Genomic DNA, 23,531 nt, shown 5'->3' on the forward strand with positions numbered 1-23,531 from the left:
AGGCACATAATGAAAAGCAACGAGCAACTACCAATTAAATTTACGCCCGAACAGCTTCAGGCAATTAACCATGAAAAGGGGCCAATACTTGTTGTGGCAGGTGCAGGGACAGGCAAGACGGCCGTCATCACGCAAAGGATTGCCAGGCTAATATTGTCAGGAAATGCCAAAGCGGAGGAGGTGCTGGCACTGACTTTTACCGAGAAGGCTTCTAGCGAAATGCAGCAAAGAGTCGATGAGCTTCTACCTTATGGCTATATCGATACTCAAATAATGACTTTTCACGCCCTTGCCGAAAGAATTATGCGAGAATTCGCATTAGACGCCGGGGTCAGCCCAGAATTTCAGGTGCTCAGTGATTTCCAGCAGACCATAATCTTTCAAGAGGTTTTATCCAGCGTGGAGTATAGCTACTTTAGCCCTCAATACCATCCGTTTGCGTTCATAAAGGCTATCAAGAGTTCTATTTCGAGATTAAAAGATGAAGGTATTAGCGCTAAAAGTTTTAAATTAATGATTGAAAAATTGACCGACGACGGCGAGCTAAATAAGGGCGAAGCCCTAGCTGATCTAGCTGAAATATATAGTAAATATAGTATGCTTTGCGAGGTCAAGAACAGCTTAGATTTCGGTGATTTATTGATAAAACTACAACATTTATTAGATTCTAAGCCTGAGATTAAAAATGAACTAGCCAAGAGGTATAAATACATTCTGGTAGATGAATTTCAAGATACAAACATCATTCAGATGGAGATAATAAGTAGTATATTGTCGACTCATAATAATATCATGGCCGTAGGGGACGACGACCAGGCGATTTATAGCTTCAGAGGGGCAACAGTCAAAAATATCCTCAATTTCAGAACTAAGTATCCAGATAGTGAGCTAGTGGTCCTTAAGGACAACTTCAGAAGTGGGCAAAACATCCTCGATTCAGGCTATAGGCTAATTCAAAATAACAATCCTCGTAGGCTAGAAGTGACAGAGAATATTAATAAGCAGCTCAGAGGCCATAATCATCCTGATGCAACCGTTAGAGTGCATCAGTATAGCAATAAGATGCTAGAAGTAGAGGGTGTTGTAAATAATATCGAGAATCTCATAAAGACCTCCTCCGAACAAAATAATATTGCGATATTATTAAGAACAAATACTCAGCTTAAAGCTTACATATTGGGGCTTCAAAAGAAAAATATCCCTTATTATGTCCATCAAGATGTAGAGCTTTTTGATCAGCAAAAAGTTAAAATATTGGTCGCTCTAACCAACACCATCTGCGACCCTAACGATAGTTCTTCTCTGTTCCAGTTATTGATAAGTGGGTTCTTTAAGGCTCCAAATAAGCACGAAATTATTGATTTAGCTGCAGTTGCCAGAAGACAAAATAAGACCCTTCTAGAGGTGCTGACTGAATCAGAAGATACACCCTGGGCTATTAGTGTTATTGATAAAATAACACAATGGCGGGAGCTTTTGTCTGAATATAGTGCCGGCGAGGTACTTTTTATTGCCGTAAAATCAGACGGCTTCCTTAGAGATTTAATAAAAGACGCCGAAGAATCGGTAGATTCGGCATTAGGCATCCAATATATGACAGATTTTTTTAAGCTAATTAAGCAATTCGAGCTAGCATCAGCCAATCCGAGTTTGGTGGAATTGTGCAGCTACCTAGAAGAGATAAAGTCTTCTTCGGCAGATGTTATGAGTGATATCTCGCCTCTCGATACTCAAGGAGTTCAGGTCATGACTATACATAAAGCAAAGGGACTGGAGTTTGATCATGTGTTTATGCCAGAGCTCGTCGAGCAATCATTCCCGACATATCGCAAGCCAGAAGCAGTTAAGTTCCCCGATTCTATACTCCCTAAGGCAGACGGGGATCATTATGATGAAGAGCGCAGGCTGTTCTATGTAGGCCTAACAAGGGCAAGGATGGGGGTTGAGATGAGTTTTGCAACTGATGGCGGCGGTAAGCGCCCCAGGAAGCCTTCACGATTCATAGCAGAGTCCCATGGCCCAAACTGGCAACTTGGGCTAATTAAGGTTGGGGCTCAGATAGAAATGGCCGAATTGATTAACTCATTTGAGCCAATAAATAAGGTCGTTAACAAAGATTCCATGTTAGGCCGCTTTTACAAGGGCGATTGGCTGTATTTAACGACTAACCAAGTGCATGACTACCTAAGGTCCCCAAAGGAGTTTTGGTTGTTTCATGTACTGCAACTACCCAAGGGGCCATTTCATACGCTGGTATATGGGTCCAGCGTGCATGCCGCACTCGAGCATTATTATAAATTTAGGCTAAAATCTCGTAAAATATCGATTGCAGATGTGCTTGATGTATATCGTCTGGCCTGGAAGAGCGAGGGTTTTGTGTCGGCTGATCACGAGGCAACACTCTATGAGACTGGCCGGACTGCCATTACTAATTACATTGAACATCATAAGAGTGATAAACTCATGCCAATAGCTATAGAGCAGCCATTTGAACTACAGCTGACAGACATCAAGACGGTAATATCTGGCCGCTACGATATTGTCTTAAATACTCCATCGGGCCTAGAGATCAGAGATTTTAAAACATCAAGGGTCAAGGATCAGAAATCTGCGGATAAAAAGCTAAAAGACAGCGTGCAGCTGGGAATATACGCCCTATCGTGGGAAAAATTACAACAAAAGCCTGTATCTTCAGTCAGTTTGGAGTTTGTGGAAGATCTGGTCGTAGCAAAGACTGATAAAATTGATCACGAAAAGACCATTGGGCTGATTACCCAGGCTGTTAATGGCATAAAAAATATGCATTTTGAAGATAAAGGTCAGAGTTCAATTGATTTTAACAAACTGTTACTATGATCTTAGATAGCCCTAGAGATCAACAATGGCTAGAGAGCTTACTAGATAATATATGGGCTAATTACTTTAGCGATGTCCAGAGAATCAATAATGTGCATATCAAGTATGGCAGGATAGCTAGACGAAGACTCGGATCGATAGGGTTAGATAGGCAAGACCCAAAAACATCAGTAATAATAGTTAATCGTATATTTATGGATCTAGATGTACCAGAATATGTAATTATAGCCACTATTGTCCACGAGCTGACTCATTATGCTCACGGATTTAACTCCCCACACGAACAAAAGCACCTGCATCCACATAGCGGAGGAATTATTCGCAAGGAATTTGCAGAAAGGGGCCTAGAAGAGATGTATTTAATGCAAAAGAAATGGCTTAAGGCTAATTGGGCGGAAATACTCACAAGATACTTCGAGCCTAGGCCAGTTCGCGCTAAAAGAACTAAGAGATTAGCCTGGTGGTTAACTAGAATATAGCTTAAAAAAGAGTAGAATAGTAGCCATGAGCAAAAAAACATCCAGAAAAGTGGTAAGAAGATCCGGTAGGGTCAACATAGCCAAGACTCGCACCGGACTAGCAAAGAGGCCTAGCAAGCAGATATTGATCTCTACTTTGCAGGGCCTAATTAGAACCAAAACCCGAAAATATATAGCTTATTCACTTTTATGTCTCGCTCTTATGCAACTAATTCGCTTCTTTGTATATAAATTTATATATGTTGGCACCGAAACCCCTAGTGATAACGCTTTTTTGATTATTATATATGCGCAAACCGGGCTGATGTTTGGTAGTATTGGGTTTTTGGCAGCAGCAGCAGTGTCCTACCTTCGCGGTATCAAAAAATAAGATCCTTACATACCACCCATGCTATAGCATTGATTCTATGCATCGTTAGGCTTGTCTACTCGATCAGCAGAGCATTATTTACCAGGGATATAAGATCAGTAAATAGACATAATTAATGAACTACTTAGTTGAACACACCAATATTTCTTATAGCCTTTTCGTATTGTGTTCGTAAAAGTTCCTATGCTATAATATTATTAAAGGAGGACAACATGACCACACTACTGATAATTATGTTTATTGTGCTTTTGCTCGCTATCGGAGCTGTTATATACTTACTTATTACAAAAAATAATGGCATAAGCTCCGACACCGTTGGCATGCTCAAGCAAGATATACAGGGTATTTCGCAGCTGATCAACCAATCCCAATCACACCTTAACGACAGGATAGACAAGAATAATTCAGCTATGCAGCAGAGTGTGCAAAAGCAGATGACTGAATCTCACAAGATTATCGCTGATGTAACCGAGAGGCTCACTAAGCTTGATGAAACCAACAAGCGCGTCGTAGATGTAGCCGATGAACTAAAGACGCTGCAAAATGTCCTGCAAAACCCTAAGCAAAGGGGGGTACTCGGCGAGTATTATTTGCAAACTGTCCTAGATAATGTACTGCCTGCTGGGCGCTATAAGCTGCAGTACAAATTCAAAGATGGTGATATCGTGGATGCGGTAATATTCCTTGAAAAAGATAAGATGTTGCCCATAGATTCAAAATTCAGCCTAGAAAACTATAATCGCTTGATAGAGGAGAAGAACAAAGAGCGTAAGGAGCTTCTGATAAAGCGGTTTAAGCATGATCTTAAAGCTAGAATAGATGAAACAAGTAAATACATTAGGCCATCCGAGAACACAATGGATTTCGCTTTTATGTTCATTCCTTCGGAGGCAATCTACAACGATCTGCTAATAAATAAGATTGGTAGTGCTGATACCGCTGCCAGAGACCTCATCGAGTATGCTTTTCAGGACAAAAAAGTTATCATCGTGAGCCCAACAACCTTTATGGCGTATCTTCAGACCGTCCTCCAGGGGCTCAGGAGCTTACAGATAGAGGATCAGGCTAAAGAAATACAAAAGCGGGTTGGGATGCTCGGAAGACATATCAAGAGCTATGAGCAGTTCATGCACAAAATAGGCAATTCACTTGGGACAACAGTCAACCATTACAATAACGCTCACAAGGAACTAAAGAAGGTAGACAAGGATGTAGTGAATATTGCGGGCACCCAGGATGTAGTTGAGCCAGCCATGCTAGACAAGCCAAATATCGATGATTAGACCGTAGTGTTGTATAATGCAATTATGAAGACAGTACTATCAGGGCTTAAACCAACCGGGGAAATGACAATTGGCAACTATATTGGCGCCATGAAACATTGGCCAAAAGATCAAGAAGTCAACAGAAGTATATTTTTTATCCCTAATTTACATGCCTTAACGGTTAGGCAGGACCCCGCCCAGCTAAAAGTTAGAACTCTGGACTTGGTTGCTTGGCTACTGGCTGTTGGTGTAGATCCAAAGCATTCAATTATCCTAGTCCAATCTATGGTGTCAGCTCACGCTGAGCTCTTCTGGATACTAGAAAACTTCGTGACAATGGGGGAGCTAGGCCGTATGACTGAGTATAAGGACAAATCAACCAAGCTAGGACCCGAGGGGCAGCTGGCCGGGCTACTAAATTATCCAGTGCTCATGGCAGCAGATATATTGCTATACAGTACGGATGAAGTCCCCGTAGGGGAAGACCAAACCCAGCATATCGAGCTAACTAGGCATATAGCCAGTAGATTTAATAATATTTATGGAGATACATTTGTTGTGCCAAAGGCCATAGTACAGAGCTCCGGCAATAGGATTAAAGGCCTTGATGACCCACGCTATAAAATGAGTAAGAGTGAGCACCCAGATAGCACTATAGCCTTATCAGAGGACCCAAAATCAGTAATAAAGAAGTTTATGAGGGCAGTTACAGACTCAGACGATAAAATAAAGTACGATCCTAAGAGCAAGCCAGGAATTTCTAATCTGATAGATATCTATGTAGGATTCACAGATGCAAATATAGCTGATGTAGAGAAGCGTTATGCGTCTAAAGGCTATGGAGAGTTCAAAAAAGATCTAGGGGAGCTTGTCCGTGATAATTTAGTTGACCTCCAGTCTAAATTCAGAAAGTATAGATCTGATGAAGCCGGCTTGATGGCTATAGTGGGTGCCGGAAACACAAAAGCTTCTAAAATAGCCAATAAAAAACTAGATGAAGTTAAAAGTAAAATAGGCTTGTTGTAATAATTATAACATCTTTCAACAGAGTAGAAAGACAGGAACTTAGATATTATCGTTGACATAAGCATAAGCAGCATGCTATACTAGAGTTATTCTAGTTCATTAAAAACAAAAAAGTTAAATATGCCACACAACATAACCAAACCACCATAGCTTGTGAGCCAGTTCTCGTTTTTAGAGCCACAAGCATTACACGGTAAGGAAATTCTGGATACAAAGGGCAACCCCCTTGTTTTTTGTACCAGAACTTCCTTACTGTCACAGGGTTAGTCTACCGTCAGATATTAAGGTAAAAAAGGAGGTAGGCCAGTAACCGAAGGAACCCAGTCAGGACTTTGCACTTACAAGCTAAGAATAAAGTCCTGATTGGGCACCGTAGTGATGGTTGGGGAGCCACAATCGTAAATTCGTACCAAGTAACCAATAAAAAAGACACGATTGTAACTTTTCAGCGCCTTTAGCCTCCGGCTAAGGACGCACCTCGGGCCGATACATGCCAATTTTGTTTCTAAACTCTAAGGGCATTTGAATCGGCCCGTAACCATTTGATTTATTCGCCATACATGCCGCCACCCACTCAGGGAGGTGGTTTTTTATATATAAGCAAATAGGAGTAAGGTTTTTTGCAGATACTAAAGCTAAGCATGCATTATTGATAGTTAAATAGGTTAGTGGACTCTTAAGAACTTAAGTAGCAGTATATTACTGCCTTTTAATGTAGCAAATACAACATAAGCCCAAAAGTAGAGTATTTAGGGCCGGTGAGTGCGGGGTTTGCGTTATAAAGCATCCAGCGCAACGGCATAAGAGTTTTAAGTGAATAAATATCCCTACTGTGGATAACTTTTATACGGCCAACATTCTATAATTATTTTGTTCGAAGAATTGGTATAAAATAGTTGTTCGATTCAGAGTTCAAGAGGGCCCTCTTGAAAAATGTATTCACATATTTTTATTTTGTGTTCTATTTTGGATAATATATTTATACCCTGTACGATAAAAACCAGCTATGAGATAATGTTATCTATCTAATTAAGTATTTATGAATTCAAAAACACAGTCTACTATATTAAGGTCATTACTAGTTTTGTTACTCATCACAACTTCTGTAATATTTGTGATTTCTTTAGTTAAAACTAACCCCACCAGTCTTGGGCCAGGTGGTGTCACCTTTTGGTTCATAAATGTACTCTTGCTGGTTTCCTCTGCGGTATCAATCTCCTCTTATGCAATAGCATCCAGGAGGGCTAAGTATTCTGGCAATATTCTAAAGAGCCTTTATTCTAGTATTCGGACAGGGTTTTTGGTGGGTTTTTCAGTGACAATTCTGTTGGCGCTTTCTAGCTTGCGTAGTCTTTCTTGGAGAGATATAATCTTATTTTTACTAACCATAGCACTAGTCGAGATATACTTTAGAACTAGAAGGACAAATACCTAATGCTTGATAGTAGTGAAATATTAAAAGCCCTTGATTCCGACTGTAAAGCTATTACGACTCTTGCGAGTCTACAGCTCTTAAGATCACAATATCTAGGCAAAGGCAGTGCGTTGTCTGCCGGGATGTCTTCACTGCCTGGCCTAAACCCTAAAGCCAGAGCCAGTGCTGGCGCCGAGCTAAACTCCCTTAAAAAAAGTATTGAACAGGTACTTGATAAAATGGAAAAGGAGATGAAGTCTACTAGCATCTATGACCCAATTGACATATCGCGCCCAGGCTTAGCCTTGTCCGATTCCGTAAGTATTGGCCACCTGCATCCATCATCTCTTGTACTCGCAGAGACATATCAAATATTTTCTGATATGGGGTTTGCGATAGTAGATAGCCAAGAGATAGAAACTGACTGGTTTAATTTCGAGGCCCTCAATATGCCACAAGAACATCCTGCCAGGGAGATGCAAGATACATTCTATATATTAAACAGCGATCGCAAGTTACTCCCAAGAACCCATACTTCTGGTATGCAGGTTAGGTTCATGAACGATAATAAGCCACCTTTCAAGATAATCGTTCCTGGGAAGGTCTTTAGGAACGAGAATGAGGATTCGACGCATTCGTGGCTCTTTAACCAGATAGAGGGTCTAGTAGTAGGTAAGGATGTAAGTATGGCTGACTTAAAAGGTACGCTGCTACAGATAGTTAAACGCCAGTTGGGCCCTGAAACAGAAATCAGATTTAGGGCAAGTTACTTTCCTTACACTGAGCCGTCAGTCGAGGTAGATGCTAAATATCGAGGCAAGTGGCTAGAGCTCGGCGGTGCTGGGATGGTGCACCCAAATATCCTTCGCAACGGTGGTATTGATCCCGAGGTGTATAGCGGGTTCGCATTTGGCTGGGGAGTTGAAAGGATTGCAGCGATCAAATATGGGATCTCTGACCTGCGACAGTTATGGCGGCCACGACTAGAATATTTGGAGCAGTTCTGATGAAAGTAAGCGTTGATTTAATAAATTCATACTTAGGTAAACCACTTAAGACTCAAGACATGGTTAGTATACTAGACCGTACGGAGGTTGAAGTAGATGAGATATTGTATGCCGATTCGCTGGATAACAAAATTATAACTGCTCGTGTAGTCAGCTATAGTAAACATCCCAATGCGGACAGGCTGAGCCTGGTGTCTGTGGATATTGGTAGCGGAATAGTAGAAATCGTCTGTGGGGCAAATAACCTAGAAATTGGCATGATAGTCGCACTGGCTCAGGTCGGTACAACATTGCCATCAGGAGATGTGATAGAACGAACTGCGATAAGAGGCCAAGCTTCAAGTGGGATGCTTTGCTCGGAGCTAGAACTTGAACGAGGAAATGACCATAGCGGAATAATATCGCTCGACCCTAGCCTACCGCTTGGCAAGTCATTGTGCGACATAGACAAATTAGGTGATATCCTGGACATAAAGACACCTTCTAACCGATGGGACTATATGTCATATATCGGCCTGGCAAGGGAAATATCGGCCGTTGATGAAAATAACGAACTAAAGGAGCCTTATTTTGATGATATTGTGTGCCAAGACATTAAATCCTTAAAAGTCAAAACAAAAGTAGAGTGCAAAGCGATGTATCTTGCAAGGGTAGCCGTGAAAGCAAATACCGAGAGTCCTAAATGGCTTGTGGATAACTTGGTGTCTTCTGGTATCAAAAGTATCAACCCAGCTGTCGATATCACAAATTTTGTGATGCTAGAGTATGGTCAGCCATCACATGCTTACGATGCCAACAAGATTGTAGGGTCAATTGAAATCAGATCAGCCAAAAGTAAAGAGGCACTCACCACTCTTGATGGAAAAGAATTTATATTATCCAAGAACGATATTGTAATCGCCGATGAAATGGGGGTAATTGGCCTTGCTGGTGTAGTGGGCGCCAAAAGAGCAGAAACCACGGATGCTTCCAAGGAGCTTTTAATTGAGGTCGCCAGCTTAGACAAAACTGCAGTTAGGAGGAGCGCGCTTAATCATAAAATTCGGACAGAAGCTTCCTCTAGGTTTGAAAAAGGTCTTCCACTCCCCCTCCCCCGCTTAGCTCTTTCTAGGATAGTTCAGCTTCTGAAGGATATTTGTGGGGCCGAAGTAATTGGAGATATCTCCGAGCAGATTATGTCAGAGTCCACTGTCACTCATCTGGGCATGAGGCTTAGGAAGGCGGAAATCTTTTTGGGCTATAAGCTAGATGGAAAGCAGGTAGAGAATATTCTTACCAAAAGGGGGTTTGCTACCCGTCACTTTTCTTTTGCGAAACAGATTAGTAAGTACTCTCAGAGCGAGAATCTCATAGAAACTAGTATTATAAAAATTGCTAAATCAATTTACCGAGATGCTGGTTTCATACTAGGAGAAGTATCAGAGAATATTTTGGCCGAAGGCATGGAGGTACCATCAGTAGGGCTAAAGGTAGGAGATTTGCTTTTCTCGAAGGATAATTCTGATCCTAAAAAGAGCAGTCTCGGGATTTATTTGGGTAGGGGTAAAGTTCTGTGCCAAGCTGACGGCAAGCCTGAGATTTCAATAGTGCCGGTATCTAGCATTACTAAGTCCCTAAACTATCTCGGTGCTCGTAGGTACATGGACAATTTTAATCATATTATTAGCATACAGGTGCCCTGGTGGCGTGATGATATCATTGGCGAAGTAGACATTTTCGAGGAAATAGCCAAATCCGTGGGTTACTCAGCAATGCCTGAAAGCCTTCCAAATATACCGCCCACTGACAGCTCCAGTCACCAAATTTTACCTGAATTAATGAGCTTAAGAATAAAATTGGCTGCCTATGGTCTCAATGAGGTAATGACTTACTCCTTTGTTTCAAAAATGGATATTAAAAATACCAATTCTAATAGCGATGAGTTCTTGCAAATTGAAAACCCACTAAGCAGCGAGCAAGATTATCTGAGGACAGGTCTATTGGCAAGCCATCTCCGAGCAGTTGCTAAGAACTCAGCTTATAAAACTGGCGGAATATTCGAGATTAGCCGAGTCTATACAAAACATAGTAATGGGTTTGATGAAAAGTGGGTGCTGGCTGTTTGTATTTGGGGGGAATCCACCACCCTTAGAATCAAAGGTGTTTTGGACTCTTTATTGGGCTGGTATAAGTTGAGTAACAAAGTATCTAGAATGCCCAAAAATGATATTTATATTTCCGGTAGAGCGGCTAAGATTTCCAAGGGTCTTGGCAGTTTTGGTCAGGTATCACCAGCAATCGCTAGCTTATTCGGGGTTAGCAAGGAGGTTTCATTTATCGAGATTGAGGTGGCTAAACTAATCGGGGATCGGCGGAATATTCTGGCTAAAGAAATAATCCCATATCAATTAGTTAAAAAGGACATAACTGTAGAGGTCAAAGCCGAAACTCTATATACAGATATTAGAAATGTCATCGATAACAGTGCTTACTCAATAGTGTACCAGGGGGAGTTCCAGAATGAAATATTACTATCTCAATCCCGAAAAAGGGTCACTATTGGCGTCGAGTTCGATCTCGGGCCAAACCCCAGCTCCGAGGAAATTACCCAGCATTTAAGCACCTGTATAAAATTATTGGGTAAAATTCCCCAAGCACAAGTACTATAGTAAAAGCACTGCTTATTCGGGTATAATAAAATGGTATGAACCCAAAACCCCATTCACACTTTCTAAGCCTTCCAAGGAGCTTATCGAAGTCAGGCCAAAAACCTTCTGCAGCATCTAGGCTATGGTTTATTACCTTAGGGTTTTTTATATCTTTCGTGGCCTCAAATCTTATAATATCGGCCTTTACAGAGGGGGTTATATTCCCTGGAGTATCTGTATCTGGGGTAGATCTAAGCTTTAAGACGCGTCAACAAGCCAGAAAGGTGCTCTCAGATATAAAGTCTGATAGAAGTTTTGATATTAAAGTTGGCGATAAGGTGTTTAGGGCCACAGGGACAGAACTGGGAGCTAGGTATGATTCTGAGGCGACGCTGGATATCGCCTACGGGATTGGTCGCTCTAGTCCCCTACCCGTTATAGGCCTAGTTGAATCGACCAAAGAAGGCCAAATAGGCTATTCGTACCAGCTAAATGACGATCAGCTCAAGTTATTTACTTCTAATATCGTTGCTTCAGCCGGCAAAGAGCCAATTAATGCATCAATAAAGGTTGTTGAAGGTAAAGCGGAAGTAGTTGATAGTGTGGATGGGTACCAAGTAGACCAAAAAGCCCTCACTGAACTTATTAGAAATTCCGTAGCAGACGGTAAGGACCAAAACCTGCACCTTGATCCCAAGCTAGTGAGGGCATCCTTCTTGGCTCGTGATGCTCAGCCAGCCAAGGCTAGGGCCGACGATTTATTGTCTAGAAAAATATCTTTACAGTATGAAGGTAAGGAATTTACGCCCGACCGAGTAACTATTGGCTACTGGCTTGTGCCTAGCCTTATAAAAAATGAAGATGGCACCCTCAATATTAGTATCGATGTTTCAAAAGACCAGATTAAGGGCTACCTGCAGTCTATAGCAGATCAGGTCTATCTGGCTCCCAAAAATAAGAAGATCCAGATAAATAACGGTGTAGCTACGGTAGAACAAGAAGGGGTTAATGGTAAGACAATTGCGATGGATATTGCTATGGAGCAAATATTTTCCGGGCTAGACAACGCTGTAGTTGGTGTGAATCTGACATCCCAAGCGATCCCTTTCCAAACCGAGACTAATAGGACTTACAGCGGGCAAGGTAAGTATATTGAAGTCAACCTGTCCAGCCAAAGACTCTGGGCATACCAGGGCAGCCAAGTGGTATTTAGTAGCTACATAACAAGCGGTGCCACCGGGCAAGGCTTCCCGACTGTTACAGGGTTATTTAGCATTTATGCTAAGGAGCGGAGTAGGTACCTTAATGGCCGGCCTTACGGCTGGGATTATAATGTTTTTGTCGATTATTGGATGCCATTTTATGGTGGGTATGGCCTTCATGACGCTGACTGGCGAAATAGCTTTGGTGGCCAGGATTATTACTACGGAGGGAGCCACGGCTGTGTTAACATGCCAAAGAGTTCGGCGGCATTCTTGTATGGTTGGTCGGAGATTGGTACCCCAGTTCAAGTTCACAACTAGCCAAATATCCTAGTTAGCTATAAGTATAACTGCTATAATAAAACCATGCAGCCAGATATAATAACGCCATCCTCAGCGGAAGCAAAAGCACCCAACATACCCAGCGAGCAGCCAGGTAAGGCAACCGAGGCAAATGATGCGACCTCGCCAGAGCTGGCGGCTTCCCCGCCAGCCAGCAGTAGGGCTCATTCATCTCTACCGGCAACTTCTAGTGATGATGACGACGCCACCACAGACAGTCAGAATCCTAAGCCAGTGGATACTAAGGATTCATCTGGCAGCTTCAATGATTCTTTATTGAGTATGCCTGCTGAAGACAACGACAAAATCGAACCAGGGTGGGTAGAAAAAGCCGATGAGATAGTCGATAAAACTAGTTCCGACCCTTTTTATCAAGACGAAGCATACCATGCCCTAAGTAGGGCATACCTTAAAAAGAGGTTTGGTCTGGATGTTAAATAGAAAGAAAACATGGTACTTGAGCTAGTAATACTTGCCTTAGTAATAATTATATTATCCTTACTCGCCGGTGGCTTGGCATTATATGTCACCAAGGAGCGCAAATCAAAGGATGTCGAAAGAAGCCTCAAGCTGGTCCCTCTTTTAATAAATATCCCGCCTCAGGAGCTTAGCAAAGATAGTCGGGATAACAGGGAAGCCATTAAGGAGAATATATCAAAAGCAGAAGGGGTATATCGTTTGCTCTCGGGTATTTCATCTAAAAAATCCTTATTGCATGGTCAGCGCTATGTAGGCTTTGAAATAATAGCTGTCGGCAAGCAAGTCTATTTTTATTTATCTGTCCCAGCTAGTTTACTTACCCCAGTTAAAAAGGCCATTACCTCTGGGTACCCCGGTGTACAGATAGAGCAAAAGGAAGATGCTAATTTTTTCTCTAAAGCGTCTAAGATAGGCGGCTGCAGCGGTGGAGAGTTCCAGCTTAGGAAGTCTAGCTACTACCCTATCAATACATACCAAATGAGCGAGCAGGATTCTTTTGCGGGTCTACTGTCTGGCCTATCGAGTTTAGGCGAAAATGAAGGGGCTGGTGTCCAGATACTCATTAGGCCGTCGGGCTCAAAGTGGCTAAAAAGAGCACGGCGAGAATCTAAGAGGCTACTAAACCCAAATAAAAAGAAGGGCGGGGAGCAATTTATGGCTGTTGCAGGCGACATTGCCAAGGCACCATTTAGCGGAACTTCTCAGGATCCCAAGTCTGCAGATAGCAAGCAACCAGATTCGATCGATCAAAAAAAGAGTGAATTAATTGAGGATAAATCTAAATTCCCAATATTTGAAACATGCATTAGAGTCATTGCTAGCTCTGATACGGAGGCTAATTCAAGAGTCATCATCGATAGTATTAAGCTTGGTTTTGCCCAGCTAGCTCTTAATAACTCCAACGCCTTTGTCTACAAATCAGCCAAAGATACCGAAAAGCTTGCCACAGATTTTATTTTTCGATATTTTCCTGTTAATAATAAAAAAACAGTCCTAAACTCCGTAGAGCTTGCCACAGTATTCCACCTACCAAGCGAAACAATAGAGATATCTGCCAACATCGAGCGCAAAGGAATGAAGGAAATTCCCGCGCCCGCTGGTATGAGTACTGAAGGCATGATATTGGGTACGAATATATATCAAGGCAATGAAGAGGTCATAAGACTCTCGGATGAGGACCGCCGCCGTCATTTTTACATTATCGGGCAGACCGGCACAGGTAAGTCCTTATTTTTAAGAAATTGTATAGTGCAGGATATGCATGCAGGTAAGGGTGTGGCCTTTATTGACCCTCACGGCGACACAGCAGAGGAGCTTATGGCTATGGTACCACCCGAAAGAGCCAAAGATGTTGTTTATTTTAACCCCGGCGATACTAAGTACCCTATGGGTTGGAATATTATGGAGTTTGACCCAGCGCATCCAGAGATGAAGGATTTTCTAGTCCAGGAAGCAATCTCGATGCTTTACAAAATATACGACCCCAATAAGCAGGGGTTCATGGGGCCAAGATTTGAAGCTTGGTTTAGGAATGCCGCTTTGACAGTAATGGCAGACCCAGAAGGTGGAACATTTATTGAGGTTCCCAAGGTTTTTACCGATGATGAATATTTAAAGAAAAAGTTTAAACATGTAAAAGACCCTGTTATCCAGGATTTTTGGCTCGGGGAGATGGCCCAAACTGATGCACATTCTAAGTCTGAAATGTTGGGCTGGTTTGTGTCTAAGTTTGGCGCCTTTTCCAATAATGAGATTATGCGTAATATAGTTGGGCAAAAAAAATCCGCCTTCGATCTGAGGGAAATTATGGATAGTCAGAAATTGCTATTTGTAAATCTCTCCAAAGGTTTGCTTGGCGACATCAACTCACAGCTTCTTGGCATCATGTTTATAATAAAGTTCCAAATGGCAGCTATGAGTAGGGCCGATATCCCTGAAAACGAAAGGAAAGACTTCAGCGTATACATCGATGAGTTCCAAAATTACTCAACAGACTCAATAGCAACTATTTTGTCAGAAGCTCGAAAGTACAGGCTCAATATGTTTATGGCCAATCAATTTATATCGCAGCTCGACGAGAAGGTTCGGGACTCAGTTTTTGGTAATGTTGGATCAATGATAGGTTTTAGGGTTGGACCTGACGATGCAGAGTTTTTAGTAAAACAGTTCTCGCCCGCCTTCGAAGCTCCAGATTTAGTCTCTATCCCCAACCATTTCGCTGCCACCAAAATTATTTCCAAAGGAGTACCCACAGTGCCTTTCTCAATGAAGGAGATAATGCCCCCTCTAGGTAAGCCGAAGCCAGAGCTTCTCGATGAAATGAGGAAAATATCCAGAGAACGCTATGCTAAGCCGCGCGAACAAGTCAATAAAGAAATAATGGAGAGCTTGTCTTCGAAGGAAGCTAAAGACCCTCAAGCCAGTAAACCCCTTCAATCAACTAAATCTAGTTAAATCCTTCACCCGATTTTTGTCCGTCGGCAATATTCTTAGAACCATGATAAAGCTCTAGTCGTAATAAATAGATTGATTGTGTACTTTTAATCACCTATAATAGGTATTAAATGAGCTTATAAAGGCTTATTATTTATTTACCCTAACGGAGGTTGCAACAAGTAAAATGGCCATTAGTAAACAGAAGTACAATGCAGAGCAGATACAAGTTCTAGAAGGCCTTGAGCCTGTTCGTAAGCGCCCTGGGATGTACATTGGTGGCACTGGGATAGAAGGCCTACATCATTTAGTTTGGGAAATCGTGAACAATTCAATCGATGAAGCGCTAGCAGGAGAGGCAACTTCTGTAGAGGTGGTTTTGCATGAGAATGGATGGGTAACAGTAACCGATGATGGAAGGGGTATACCCGTAGACAAGCATAAAACAACCGGCAAGTCTGCTCTTGAAACAGTTCTAACCGTATTACATGCTGGAGGCAAGTTCGGTGGCGGCGGCTATAAAGTTTCGGGCGGTTTGCATGGAGTCGGAATCAGCGTAGTTAATGCCCTATCAACCGATCTTAAGGCAACTATATGGAAAGATGGTACCGAGTATGAGCAGATGTATAGAGTTGGCGTGCCAGTGTCGGGTATTAAAAAGATAGGCAAGACCGACAAACGAGGTACTTCTATAAGTTTTAAAGCCGACGATAGTATATTTGAGACAACGGAGTTTAGCTATAAAACAGTTTTGGACTATCTGCGACATCAGGCCTACCTGACCAAGGGTGTGCATGTAAATATTAAGGATGAACGAACCGACAAGAGTTATGGGTTTTATTTTGAAGGGGGAATTAGGAGTTATGTGGAGCACCTCAATAAGGGTAAAGAGGTCCTTAATGAGCCCACTTTCTATGTAGAGAAAAAGGTAGATGATGTCGTGGTGGAGATTGCGATCCAGTATTGTAATAGCTTTAACGAACAACTTAAAGCATTCGCTAATAATATATTTAACCCAGAGGGTGGCACCCACTTGATTGGCTTTAGGTCGGCCCTAACAAGAGTGGTCAACGAGTATGCCCGTAAAAACAGCTTAATTAAGGAGAAAGACGAAAATCTTACAGGGGATGATGTTCGTGAGGGGCTAACGGCGATAGTTTCCGTAAAGTTACCCGATCCTCAATTCGAAGGCCAGACTAAGGCCAAGCTAGGTAATCCAGAAATGCGTGCCATTGTCGAGAAGGTTTTAAATGAGTACCTTAGCTATTACCTTGAAGAAAATCCAAATGAGGCCAAGAAAGTAATTGGTAAAGGTCTATTGAGTGCTAGGGCTAGATTGGCAGCTCGAGCAGCCAGGGATAGTGTCATCCGAAAAGGAGCTCTAGAAGGTATGACTCTTCCGGGCAAACTATCGGATTGTAGTAGCAGAGACATGAAAAAAACCGAGGTCTATATAGTCGAGGGAGATTCGGCTGGTGGTTCTGCCAAGCAAGGTAGAGACCGCAACTTTCAAGCGATCTTGCCCTTGAGGGGGAAGATACTTAATGTTGAACGCGCAAGGCTGGATAGGATGCTCGCCAATAACGAGGTAAAGAATCTAATCATTGCCTTGGGTACAGGTATCGGAGAAACTTTTGATATATCCAGGCTTAGGTACAATAGGGTTATAATCATGACCGATGCAGATGTGGATGGAGCACACATTAGGACGCTACTTTTAACCCTCTTTTTTAGGCACTTTCCACAGCTAATAGAGGGCGGGCATATTTATATTGCTCAGCCTCCCCTATTTAAGGTGTCTAAGGGCAAGAAGTCCAGCTATGCTTATTCCGACCGAGAGCGCGACTCACTTATAAATGATATTATGGCTTCAATTAAGGAAGCATCTGACGACAAAGCCAAAAAGCTTGCCACCAAAGAGCAAAAGCCCAGCGCCGAAACAGCTCAAGATCTTGCGCGGTTGGCCGAGGATGTGACAGGTGCCGAGAATGAGAATCAGGACGAATTAGCAGAGAATCCACTCAAGAAAGCAGGAATCAATATCCAAAGGTATAAAGGCCTCGGCGAGATGAATGCAGATCAGCTTTGGGAGACGACCATGGACCCTGAAAACAGAATACTATTAAAGGTTACTGTCGCAGACGCCGAGAAAGCCGATGCAATATTTAATAAACTGATGGGAGAGGAAGTTGCCCCACGCAAGAACTTTATCCAGACCCATGCTAAAAGCGTAAGTAACTTGGATATATAAAAAGGAAGCCATGGATAATACAATCAAACCAGAACCAATCAAAGATTTCGATGATAATAATTTCACACCCCAAAAAACTGAATTTGGGCTAATTGCTCCTAAGACGGTAGAGTCCGAAATGGAACAGAGCTATCTTGATTACGCTATGAGTGTAATAGTCTCGCGTGCGCTTCCAGATGTCAGGGACGGCCTCAAGCCTGTCCATAGACGAATCCTCTATTCTATGCATACACTCGGCCTTAAGCCTTCGGGTAAATACCGTAAGTCGGCAACCGTAGTGGGTGAAGTAATAGGAAAGTATCATCCCCATGGCGATGTTGCAATTTATGATTCCATGGTCAGAATGGCGCAGAATTTTAGCATGCGCTACCAGTTGGTTGATGGCCAAGGAAACTTCGGTAGTATGGACGGCGATGGGGCTGCTGCCATGCGATATACAGAAGCAAGAATGACTAAATTTTCCGAGGAGATGCTGGTTGATATAGATAAGAATACGGTAGATTTTATGCCCAATTATGATGGCTCTCAGCGTGAGCCCAAGGTATTGCCTGCTAAGGTTCCAAATCTCTTGCTTAATGGTGTCCAGGGAATCGCCGTAGGGATGGCCACAAACATCCCCACTCATAATTTAGTGGAAGTTGTTGACGCAGTTATATACATTATTGATAATCCCGAGGCCGTACTAGCAGACCTTACCAAGATTGTTAAGGGTCCCGATTTCCCTACGGGCGGAGTTATATTCGACGACGGAAGCATAGCTCAAGCATATGGTACTGGCCGGGGTAGTATTACAATGCGCGCTGTAGCAGAGATACAAGAGGATAAAAAGGGCCGCGAAAAGATTATAATCACGGAAGTCCCCTATCAGACTAATAAGGCTAGCTTAGTAGAGAAGATAGCAGATCTAGTAAAAGATAAGCGAGTGGTTGGTATTTCCGACCTGCGGGATGAGTCTGCCAAGGAGGAAGTAAGAATAGTTATAGAACTAAAAAAGGATGCCTACGCCAATAAGATCCTCAACCAGCTTTATAAGCTAACTCCTATGCAAACAGCATTTCATGTTAATATGCTGGCGTTGGTTGAAGGGATCCAGCCTCGAATACTTAATCTAGAGATGGTACTGAGGCACTACTTGGACCATAGGCGAGTCGTGGTTCGACGCCGAACGGAATATGAATTGCAACGCGCCAAGGACCGAGCCCATATTCTCGAGGGGCTCAGGATCGCCTTAGATCAAATAGACAAGGTAATTTCTACCATTAGAGAATCCGATACGCAGGATGAGGCTCGCCAGAACCTTATAAGCATCTTTAAGCTCACCGAAATCCAGGCCAATGCGATTCTTTCCATGCAGTTACGAACTCTGGCAGGGCTTGAGCGCAAGAGGATAGAAGATGAATATAATGAGCTTCAGAAACTCATTAAAGAACTCCAGAAGATCCTAAGCGATGAAGCTAATATTTTGAAAGTTATCCGTGAAGAACTGGTCGAGATAAAGGAAAAATATGGAGACAAACGAAGAACTCAAATTATCAAAAAAGCCATCGGCAACTTTAGCGATGAGGATCTTATCCCGGATGAAGAGGTGGTGGTTACATTAACTAAAGGTAATTATATCAAGCGAATAATCGCTAGTGAGTATCGAGCGCAAGGAAGAGGCGGCAAGGGTAAGATGGGCATGACCACTAAGGAGGAAGATGTCGTGGAGCATGTTGTTCAGGCACAGACCCACGACACCTTACTATTCTTCACGACGCTAGGTAGAGTCTTTAAAATTAAGGGCTATGAGATACCTCCAGCTAGCAGAATAGCAAAAGGCCAGTCTATTATGAATGTCCTGAGCCTAAGCCCTGAGGAAAGGGTTACCTCACTAGTGACTATGCACAAAGATGACCCAGCGAAATATCTGTTTATGACTACGATCAATGGTACAGTCAAGAAAACAGCCCTGGCGGACCTAACTAATATTCGCCAAAGTGGTATTGTCGCTATAAAGCTCGATGAGGGGGACAGGCTAAGTTGGGTTAAGAAAACCACAGGCGAGGATGACATTATAATATCCACTTCAATGGCTCAGGCGATAAGGTTTAGTGAGTCCGACGCCAGGTCTATGGGGCGAGCCACTAGGGGCGTAAGAGGGATAAGGCTTCGGAAGGAGGATGTCGTGGTGGGCATGGATGTTCTTACGGAAGACAATAATTTGATGCTAGTTATAATGGAGAACGGTTACGGCAAGATAACTAAAAGTGGCCAGTTTTCACCACACAACAGAGGTGGCGTCGGCATTAAGGCAGGGGTAGTTACTGCTAAGACTGGTAGAGCAGTGGATGTCAGAATCATCCCGAATAGAGAAGGAGATGTACTAATGATTTCTAAGCAGGGCCAGGTTATAAGACTTAAGCTAAGTCAAATACCAGTTATCGGCAGGTCCACACAAGGAGTAAGGATAATGCGCATGGCTTCAGGAGATCAAATCGCCTCGATTGCTTTATTGCCTAAAGAGCAAGAGCTCGAAGAAGATGAAACCAGCTAAAATGTGACCCGAATCTACCTAGGTGAATCATTATTTTTTTGGATTTTGGGCCATAAATATAGTATGATGTAGTTGAATAGAAAGGGGTCTAAATGCTACAAGCCTTACCTAAAAAATTTCGTTCAAAAGTCGCTAATTACTTCATGAGCCCTTCTCGGGTAATCGATGGCTTAGATATAAGGCCTGGAAGTAATGTCTTAGAGCTCGGGATGCCGATTGGTCTTTTTGCGCCCAGCTTACTTAAAAAGGTACTGCCAAACGGCACTGTGTATATTGCGGGGCCCAATGATGAATCCTTCGAAAAATTTTCCCAGTATTCGAACAATAAAAACATCAAGTTTGAGCTCTTGGCTGACTTGATAAGTGGCGGCACAATTCCCCCAGGAACAATTGACACAATCTTGCTCACCAATCTCCTATCCAATACCCTAAAGCCTGATTCGTTCTGCTTGGCCTTAGGCCAATACCTTAAAGCCGACAGCGAGATAGTGCTAATAGACTGGGATAGTAAATTCCAGTCAGTTGGCCCCAAAATGGAGCGTAGAGTGACTAAGGAAGATGCTCTAAAGCTAATGAATAGCTGCGGCATGGTTTTTAAGAGAATTCTAAATCTGCCTGGCTATCATTATGGCATGGTATTTAGTTTTAAACCCAACTAGCAGTGGACGCTGAACTAATATCAGTTTAGAATTAATATTAAATAAACGAGGAATATATCTTGATTACACCATATCTTTATGTGCCCTTGCTAGCCTGGGTTATAGCTCAGGGTATTAAGGTCTCTATCGAAATAATCAAAGGGGATGCCGACTTTAAGTATCTTTATGCGTCAGGTGGTATGCCATCTGCGCACTCAGCTGTGGTCTGTTCATTGGCGGGCTATACATTTTATCATCAGGGTATAAGCAGCCCCCTATTCGGTGTCACGGCTATACTCGCCGGCATAGTTATGTATGATAGTTTTGGCGTGCGTAGGAGCTCTGGCGAGCAGGCTAAGACAATCAATAGGCTTATTGAAGAGATGACCAATAACGGGACTCTTCGCAAGCCAGATGACTACAACAGGCTTAGAGAGATATTAGGACATCAGCCCCTTGAAGTTATTGTAGGTGCAATCCTTGGCGGGCTAGTTGCTATGCTCTTTAGCCTCGACCAGCTAGACCCAATAATAAAATGGTTGACCTCCACCGCATCCACATTCGAAATATACGCCATCTATTCACTTGGCGCATCCATGGTCGCGTTAACAGCCATAGCATATATATCGCGACGTAAAAAACTCAAGCGCAATAAAAATACCCTTCAGCTTTCCAGGTATTTACTGTGTGTAAATATACTTTTTGGCCTGCTAATTATGCTTGCTGGCCTGCTTGCTAAGGAGTCCATAGCTGTCTATGGCCAACGCTGGCTAGTATGTGCTATTCTATCTGTCTGGTTGATAGCAGTATTGATCATCGCCTGGCGCTGGCTTAATGTCGGCAGGGTTGCTCGTTTTGATTCAGAAAATATAAACTATAGAAAAAATGCCTGGCTCAAGAAAGCAGGCAAAAAGCGCTGATGTCGAACTGTTGACATAGCTGTTAATAACCTGTAAAATTCTAAACAGTTTTTGCTTTCTATCAATAGCGGGCTATTAAATAAAAACAGCAGACAGTTATTTTGTCAGCTGATTTTATTTTAACGCTAAGGGGCAAAGTAACTTGAGAAGTAAATAGTGCTAGAACAACAACTCGTTAATTTCTTTTTGGCTACGTTTTTGTAAAAATGTAGCAACCCAAGATACAGCTCTTTAGTGAGAGTATCGACTGGCTTTTAAGTCAGCAACTCTTTTTTGGAGAGTTTGATCCTGGCTCAGGATGAACGCTGGCGGCACGCCTAACACATGCAAGTCGAACGGAAATTTAGTTTTTAGATTTTAGATGTTAGAATTTCGGTTCATTCGAATCTCTAACATCTATCGTCTAATCTCTACTTTTTAGTGGCGGACGGGTGAGTAACACGTTGGAACCTGCCCCGAAGAGGGGGATAACTATCCGAAAGGGTGGCTAATACCCCATATACTCCGATTTATTCGGAGGAAAGCTTTCGCGCTTCGGGAGGGGCCTGCGTAACATTAGCTTGTTGGTGAGGTAAAAGCTCACCAAGGCTACGATGTTTAGCTGGTTTGAGAGGATGATCAGCCACACTGGGACTGAGATACGGCCCAGACTCCTACGGGAGGCAGCAGTGAGGAATATTCCACAATGGGGGCAACCCTGATGGAGCGATGCCGCGTGCAGGAAGACGCTTTTCGGAGTGTAAACTGCTTTTAACAGGGAAGATTATGACGGTACCTGTAGAATAAGGACCGGCTAACTACGTGCCAGCAGCCGCGGTAATACGTAGGGTCCAAGCGTTATTCGGAATTACTGGGCGTAAAGCGTTCGTAGGCGGTTTTGTAAGTTGGATGTGAAATCCTGTGGCTCAACCACATGGACTGTGTCCAAAACTACATGACTAGAGCATAGTAGAGGCAAGTGGAATTTCTGGTGTAGGAGTGACATCCGTAGATATCAGAAGGAACACCAATGGCGAAGGCAGCTTGCTGGGCTATTGCTGACGCTCAGGAACGAAAGCGTGGGGAGCGAACGGGATTAGATACCCCGGTAGTCCACGCCGTAAACGATGATCACTAACAGTATGGGGATGTGGTTTAATTCGACGCTAAGCGAAGAACCTTACCGAGGTTTGACATCCCAGGAAATCAAGCGAAAGCTAGATGTGCCTTCGGGAACCTGGTGACAGGTGCTGCATGGCCGTCGTCAGCTCGTGTCGTGAGATGTTGGGTTAAGTCCCGCAACGAGCGCAACCCTCGTCGTAAGTTATTATGTCTTGCGAGACCGCCTGGGTTAACCAGGAGGAAGGTGGGGATGACGTCTGGTCAGCATGGCCCTTACACCTCGGGCTACACACGTCCTACAATGGCCGTTACAACGCGCTTGCCAAGCCGTAAGGCGGAGCGAATCGCATCAAAAGCGGCCTCAGTTCGGATTGAGGGCTGAAACTCGCCCTCATGAAGTTGGAATTGCTAGTAATGGTGGATCAGAATGCCGCCGTGAATACGTTCTCGGGTCTTGTACACACCGCCCGTCAAGTCACGGGAGTTGGGAGCACCCGAAGTGATCAATATTGATCCCTAAGGTGAGACCAGCGACTGGGGCTAAGTCGTAACAAGGTATCCGTACCGGAAGGTGCGGATGGATCACC

Annotated in this window: 15 protein-coding genes and 1 rRNA gene; 15 read left to right on the forward strand and 1 reads right to left on the reverse strand. The window is 43.1% G+C overall.

What is annotated here, in order from left to right; genetic code table 11:
* The first annotated feature begins 9 nt into the window (after positions 1–9).
* From NT111_00625 to trpS, 5 genes are all read left to right on the forward strand, one after another.
* Positions 10–2,856: an ATP-dependent DNA helicase gene (locus NT111_00625; GenBank protein MCX6804515.1), complete on the forward strand. Its 2,847-nt coding sequence runs from the start codon at positions 10–12 to the stop codon at positions 2,854–2,856.
* Positions 2,853–3,335: a hypothetical protein gene (locus NT111_00630; protein MCX6804516.1), complete on the forward strand. Its 483-nt coding sequence runs from the start codon at positions 2,853–2,855 to the stop codon at positions 3,333–3,335. The genes NT111_00625 and NT111_00630 overlap by 4 nt, the downstream gene beginning before the upstream one ends.
* Before the next feature lie 25 nt (positions 3,336–3,360).
* Positions 3,361–3,705: a hypothetical protein gene (locus NT111_00635; GenBank protein ID MCX6804517.1), complete on the forward strand. Its 345-nt coding sequence runs from the start codon at positions 3,361–3,363 to the stop codon at positions 3,703–3,705.
* A 212-nt stretch (positions 3,706–3,917) separates the two neighbouring features.
* Entirely contained in the window at positions 3,918–4,988 is a 1,071-nt protein-coding gene (locus tag NT111_00640) for a DNA recombination protein RmuC (protein MCX6804518.1), read from the forward strand.
* 24 nt (positions 4,989–5,012) lie between these two features.
* Positions 5,013–5,996 carry a tryptophan--tRNA ligase gene (gene trpS / locus NT111_00645; GenBank protein ID MCX6804519.1) on the forward strand — a complete coding sequence of 328 codons (984 nt, stop codon included), beginning with the start codon at positions 5,013–5,015 and terminating at the stop codon, positions 5,994–5,996.
* A 1,029-nt stretch (positions 5,997–7,025) separates the two neighbouring features.
* On the opposite strand, the gene NT111_00650 is transcribed toward trpS, so the two are convergent.
* Positions 7,026–7,175 carry a hypothetical protein gene (locus NT111_00650; protein MCX6804520.1) on the reverse strand — a complete coding sequence of 50 codons (150 nt, stop codon included), beginning with the start codon at positions 7,173–7,175 and terminating at the stop codon, positions 7,026–7,028.
* Between the two features lie 255 nt (positions 7,176–7,430).
* Here NT111_00650 and pheS point away from each other — a divergent pair, with 255 nt between their 5' ends.
* The 10 genes from pheS to NT111_00700 all read left to right on the forward strand — a co-directional run bounded on the left by pheS (position 7,431) and on the right by NT111_00700 (position 23,531).
* Positions 7,431–8,417 (forward strand): phenylalanine--tRNA ligase subunit alpha, encoded by a 987-nt coding sequence (gene pheS / locus NT111_00655; GenBank protein MCX6804521.1) that lies wholly within the window; start codon positions 7,431–7,433, stop codon positions 8,415–8,417.
* The gene (locus NT111_00660) at positions 8,417–11,065 is read left to right on the forward strand and encodes a phenylalanine--tRNA ligase beta subunit-related protein (GenBank protein MCX6804522.1); all 2,649 of its coding nucleotides are present in this window, start codon (positions 8,417–8,419) and stop codon (positions 11,063–11,065) included. The genes pheS and NT111_00660 overlap by 1 nt, the downstream gene beginning before the upstream one ends.
* A gap of 35 nt (positions 11,066–11,100) precedes the next feature.
* Positions 11,101–12,567: a peptidoglycan binding domain-containing protein gene (locus NT111_00665; GenBank protein ID MCX6804523.1), complete on the forward strand. Its 1,467-nt coding sequence runs from the start codon at positions 11,101–11,103 to the stop codon at positions 12,565–12,567.
* A 45-nt stretch (positions 12,568–12,612) separates the two neighbouring features.
* Positions 12,613–13,029, forward strand: coding sequence for a hypothetical protein (locus tag NT111_00670; GenBank protein ID MCX6804524.1), 417 nt, complete (start codon positions 12,613–12,615; stop codon positions 13,027–13,029).
* Between the two features lie 9 nt (positions 13,030–13,038).
* The gene (locus tag NT111_00675; protein MCX6804525.1) at positions 13,039–15,522 is read left to right on the forward strand and encodes a type IV secretion system DNA-binding domain-containing protein; all 2,484 of its coding nucleotides are present in this window, start codon (positions 13,039–13,041) and stop codon (positions 15,520–15,522) included.
* 166 nt (positions 15,523–15,688) lie between these two features.
* Entirely contained in the window at positions 15,689–17,752 is a 2,064-nt protein-coding gene (gene gyrB / locus NT111_00680) for a DNA topoisomerase (ATP-hydrolyzing) subunit B (protein ID MCX6804526.1), read from the forward strand.
* A 10-nt stretch (positions 17,753–17,762) separates the two neighbouring features.
* A complete protein-coding gene (gyrA, locus tag NT111_00685) occupies positions 17,763–20,285 on the forward strand; it encodes a DNA gyrase subunit A (protein MCX6804527.1) in 2,523 nt (840 codons plus the stop codon).
* 92 nt (positions 20,286–20,377) lie between these two features.
* Positions 20,378–20,944: a hypothetical protein gene (locus tag NT111_00690; protein MCX6804528.1), complete on the forward strand. Its 567-nt coding sequence runs from the start codon at positions 20,378–20,380 to the stop codon at positions 20,942–20,944.
* A 59-nt stretch (positions 20,945–21,003) separates the two neighbouring features.
* Complete coding sequence (locus tag NT111_00695) at positions 21,004–21,843, forward strand: divergent PAP2 family protein (protein ID MCX6804529.1); 840 nt, start codon at positions 21,004–21,006, stop codon at positions 21,841–21,843.
* Positions 21,844–22,113: 270 nt separating this feature from the next.
* Positions 22,114–23,531: ribosomal RNA gene (locus NT111_00700) — 16S ribosomal RNA — on the forward strand.

It is taken from the genome of Patescibacteria group bacterium, assembly GCA_026397045.1.
Taxonomy (GTDB): Bacteria; Patescibacteriota; Saccharimonadia; order CAILAD01; family BJGX01; genus JAPLVO01.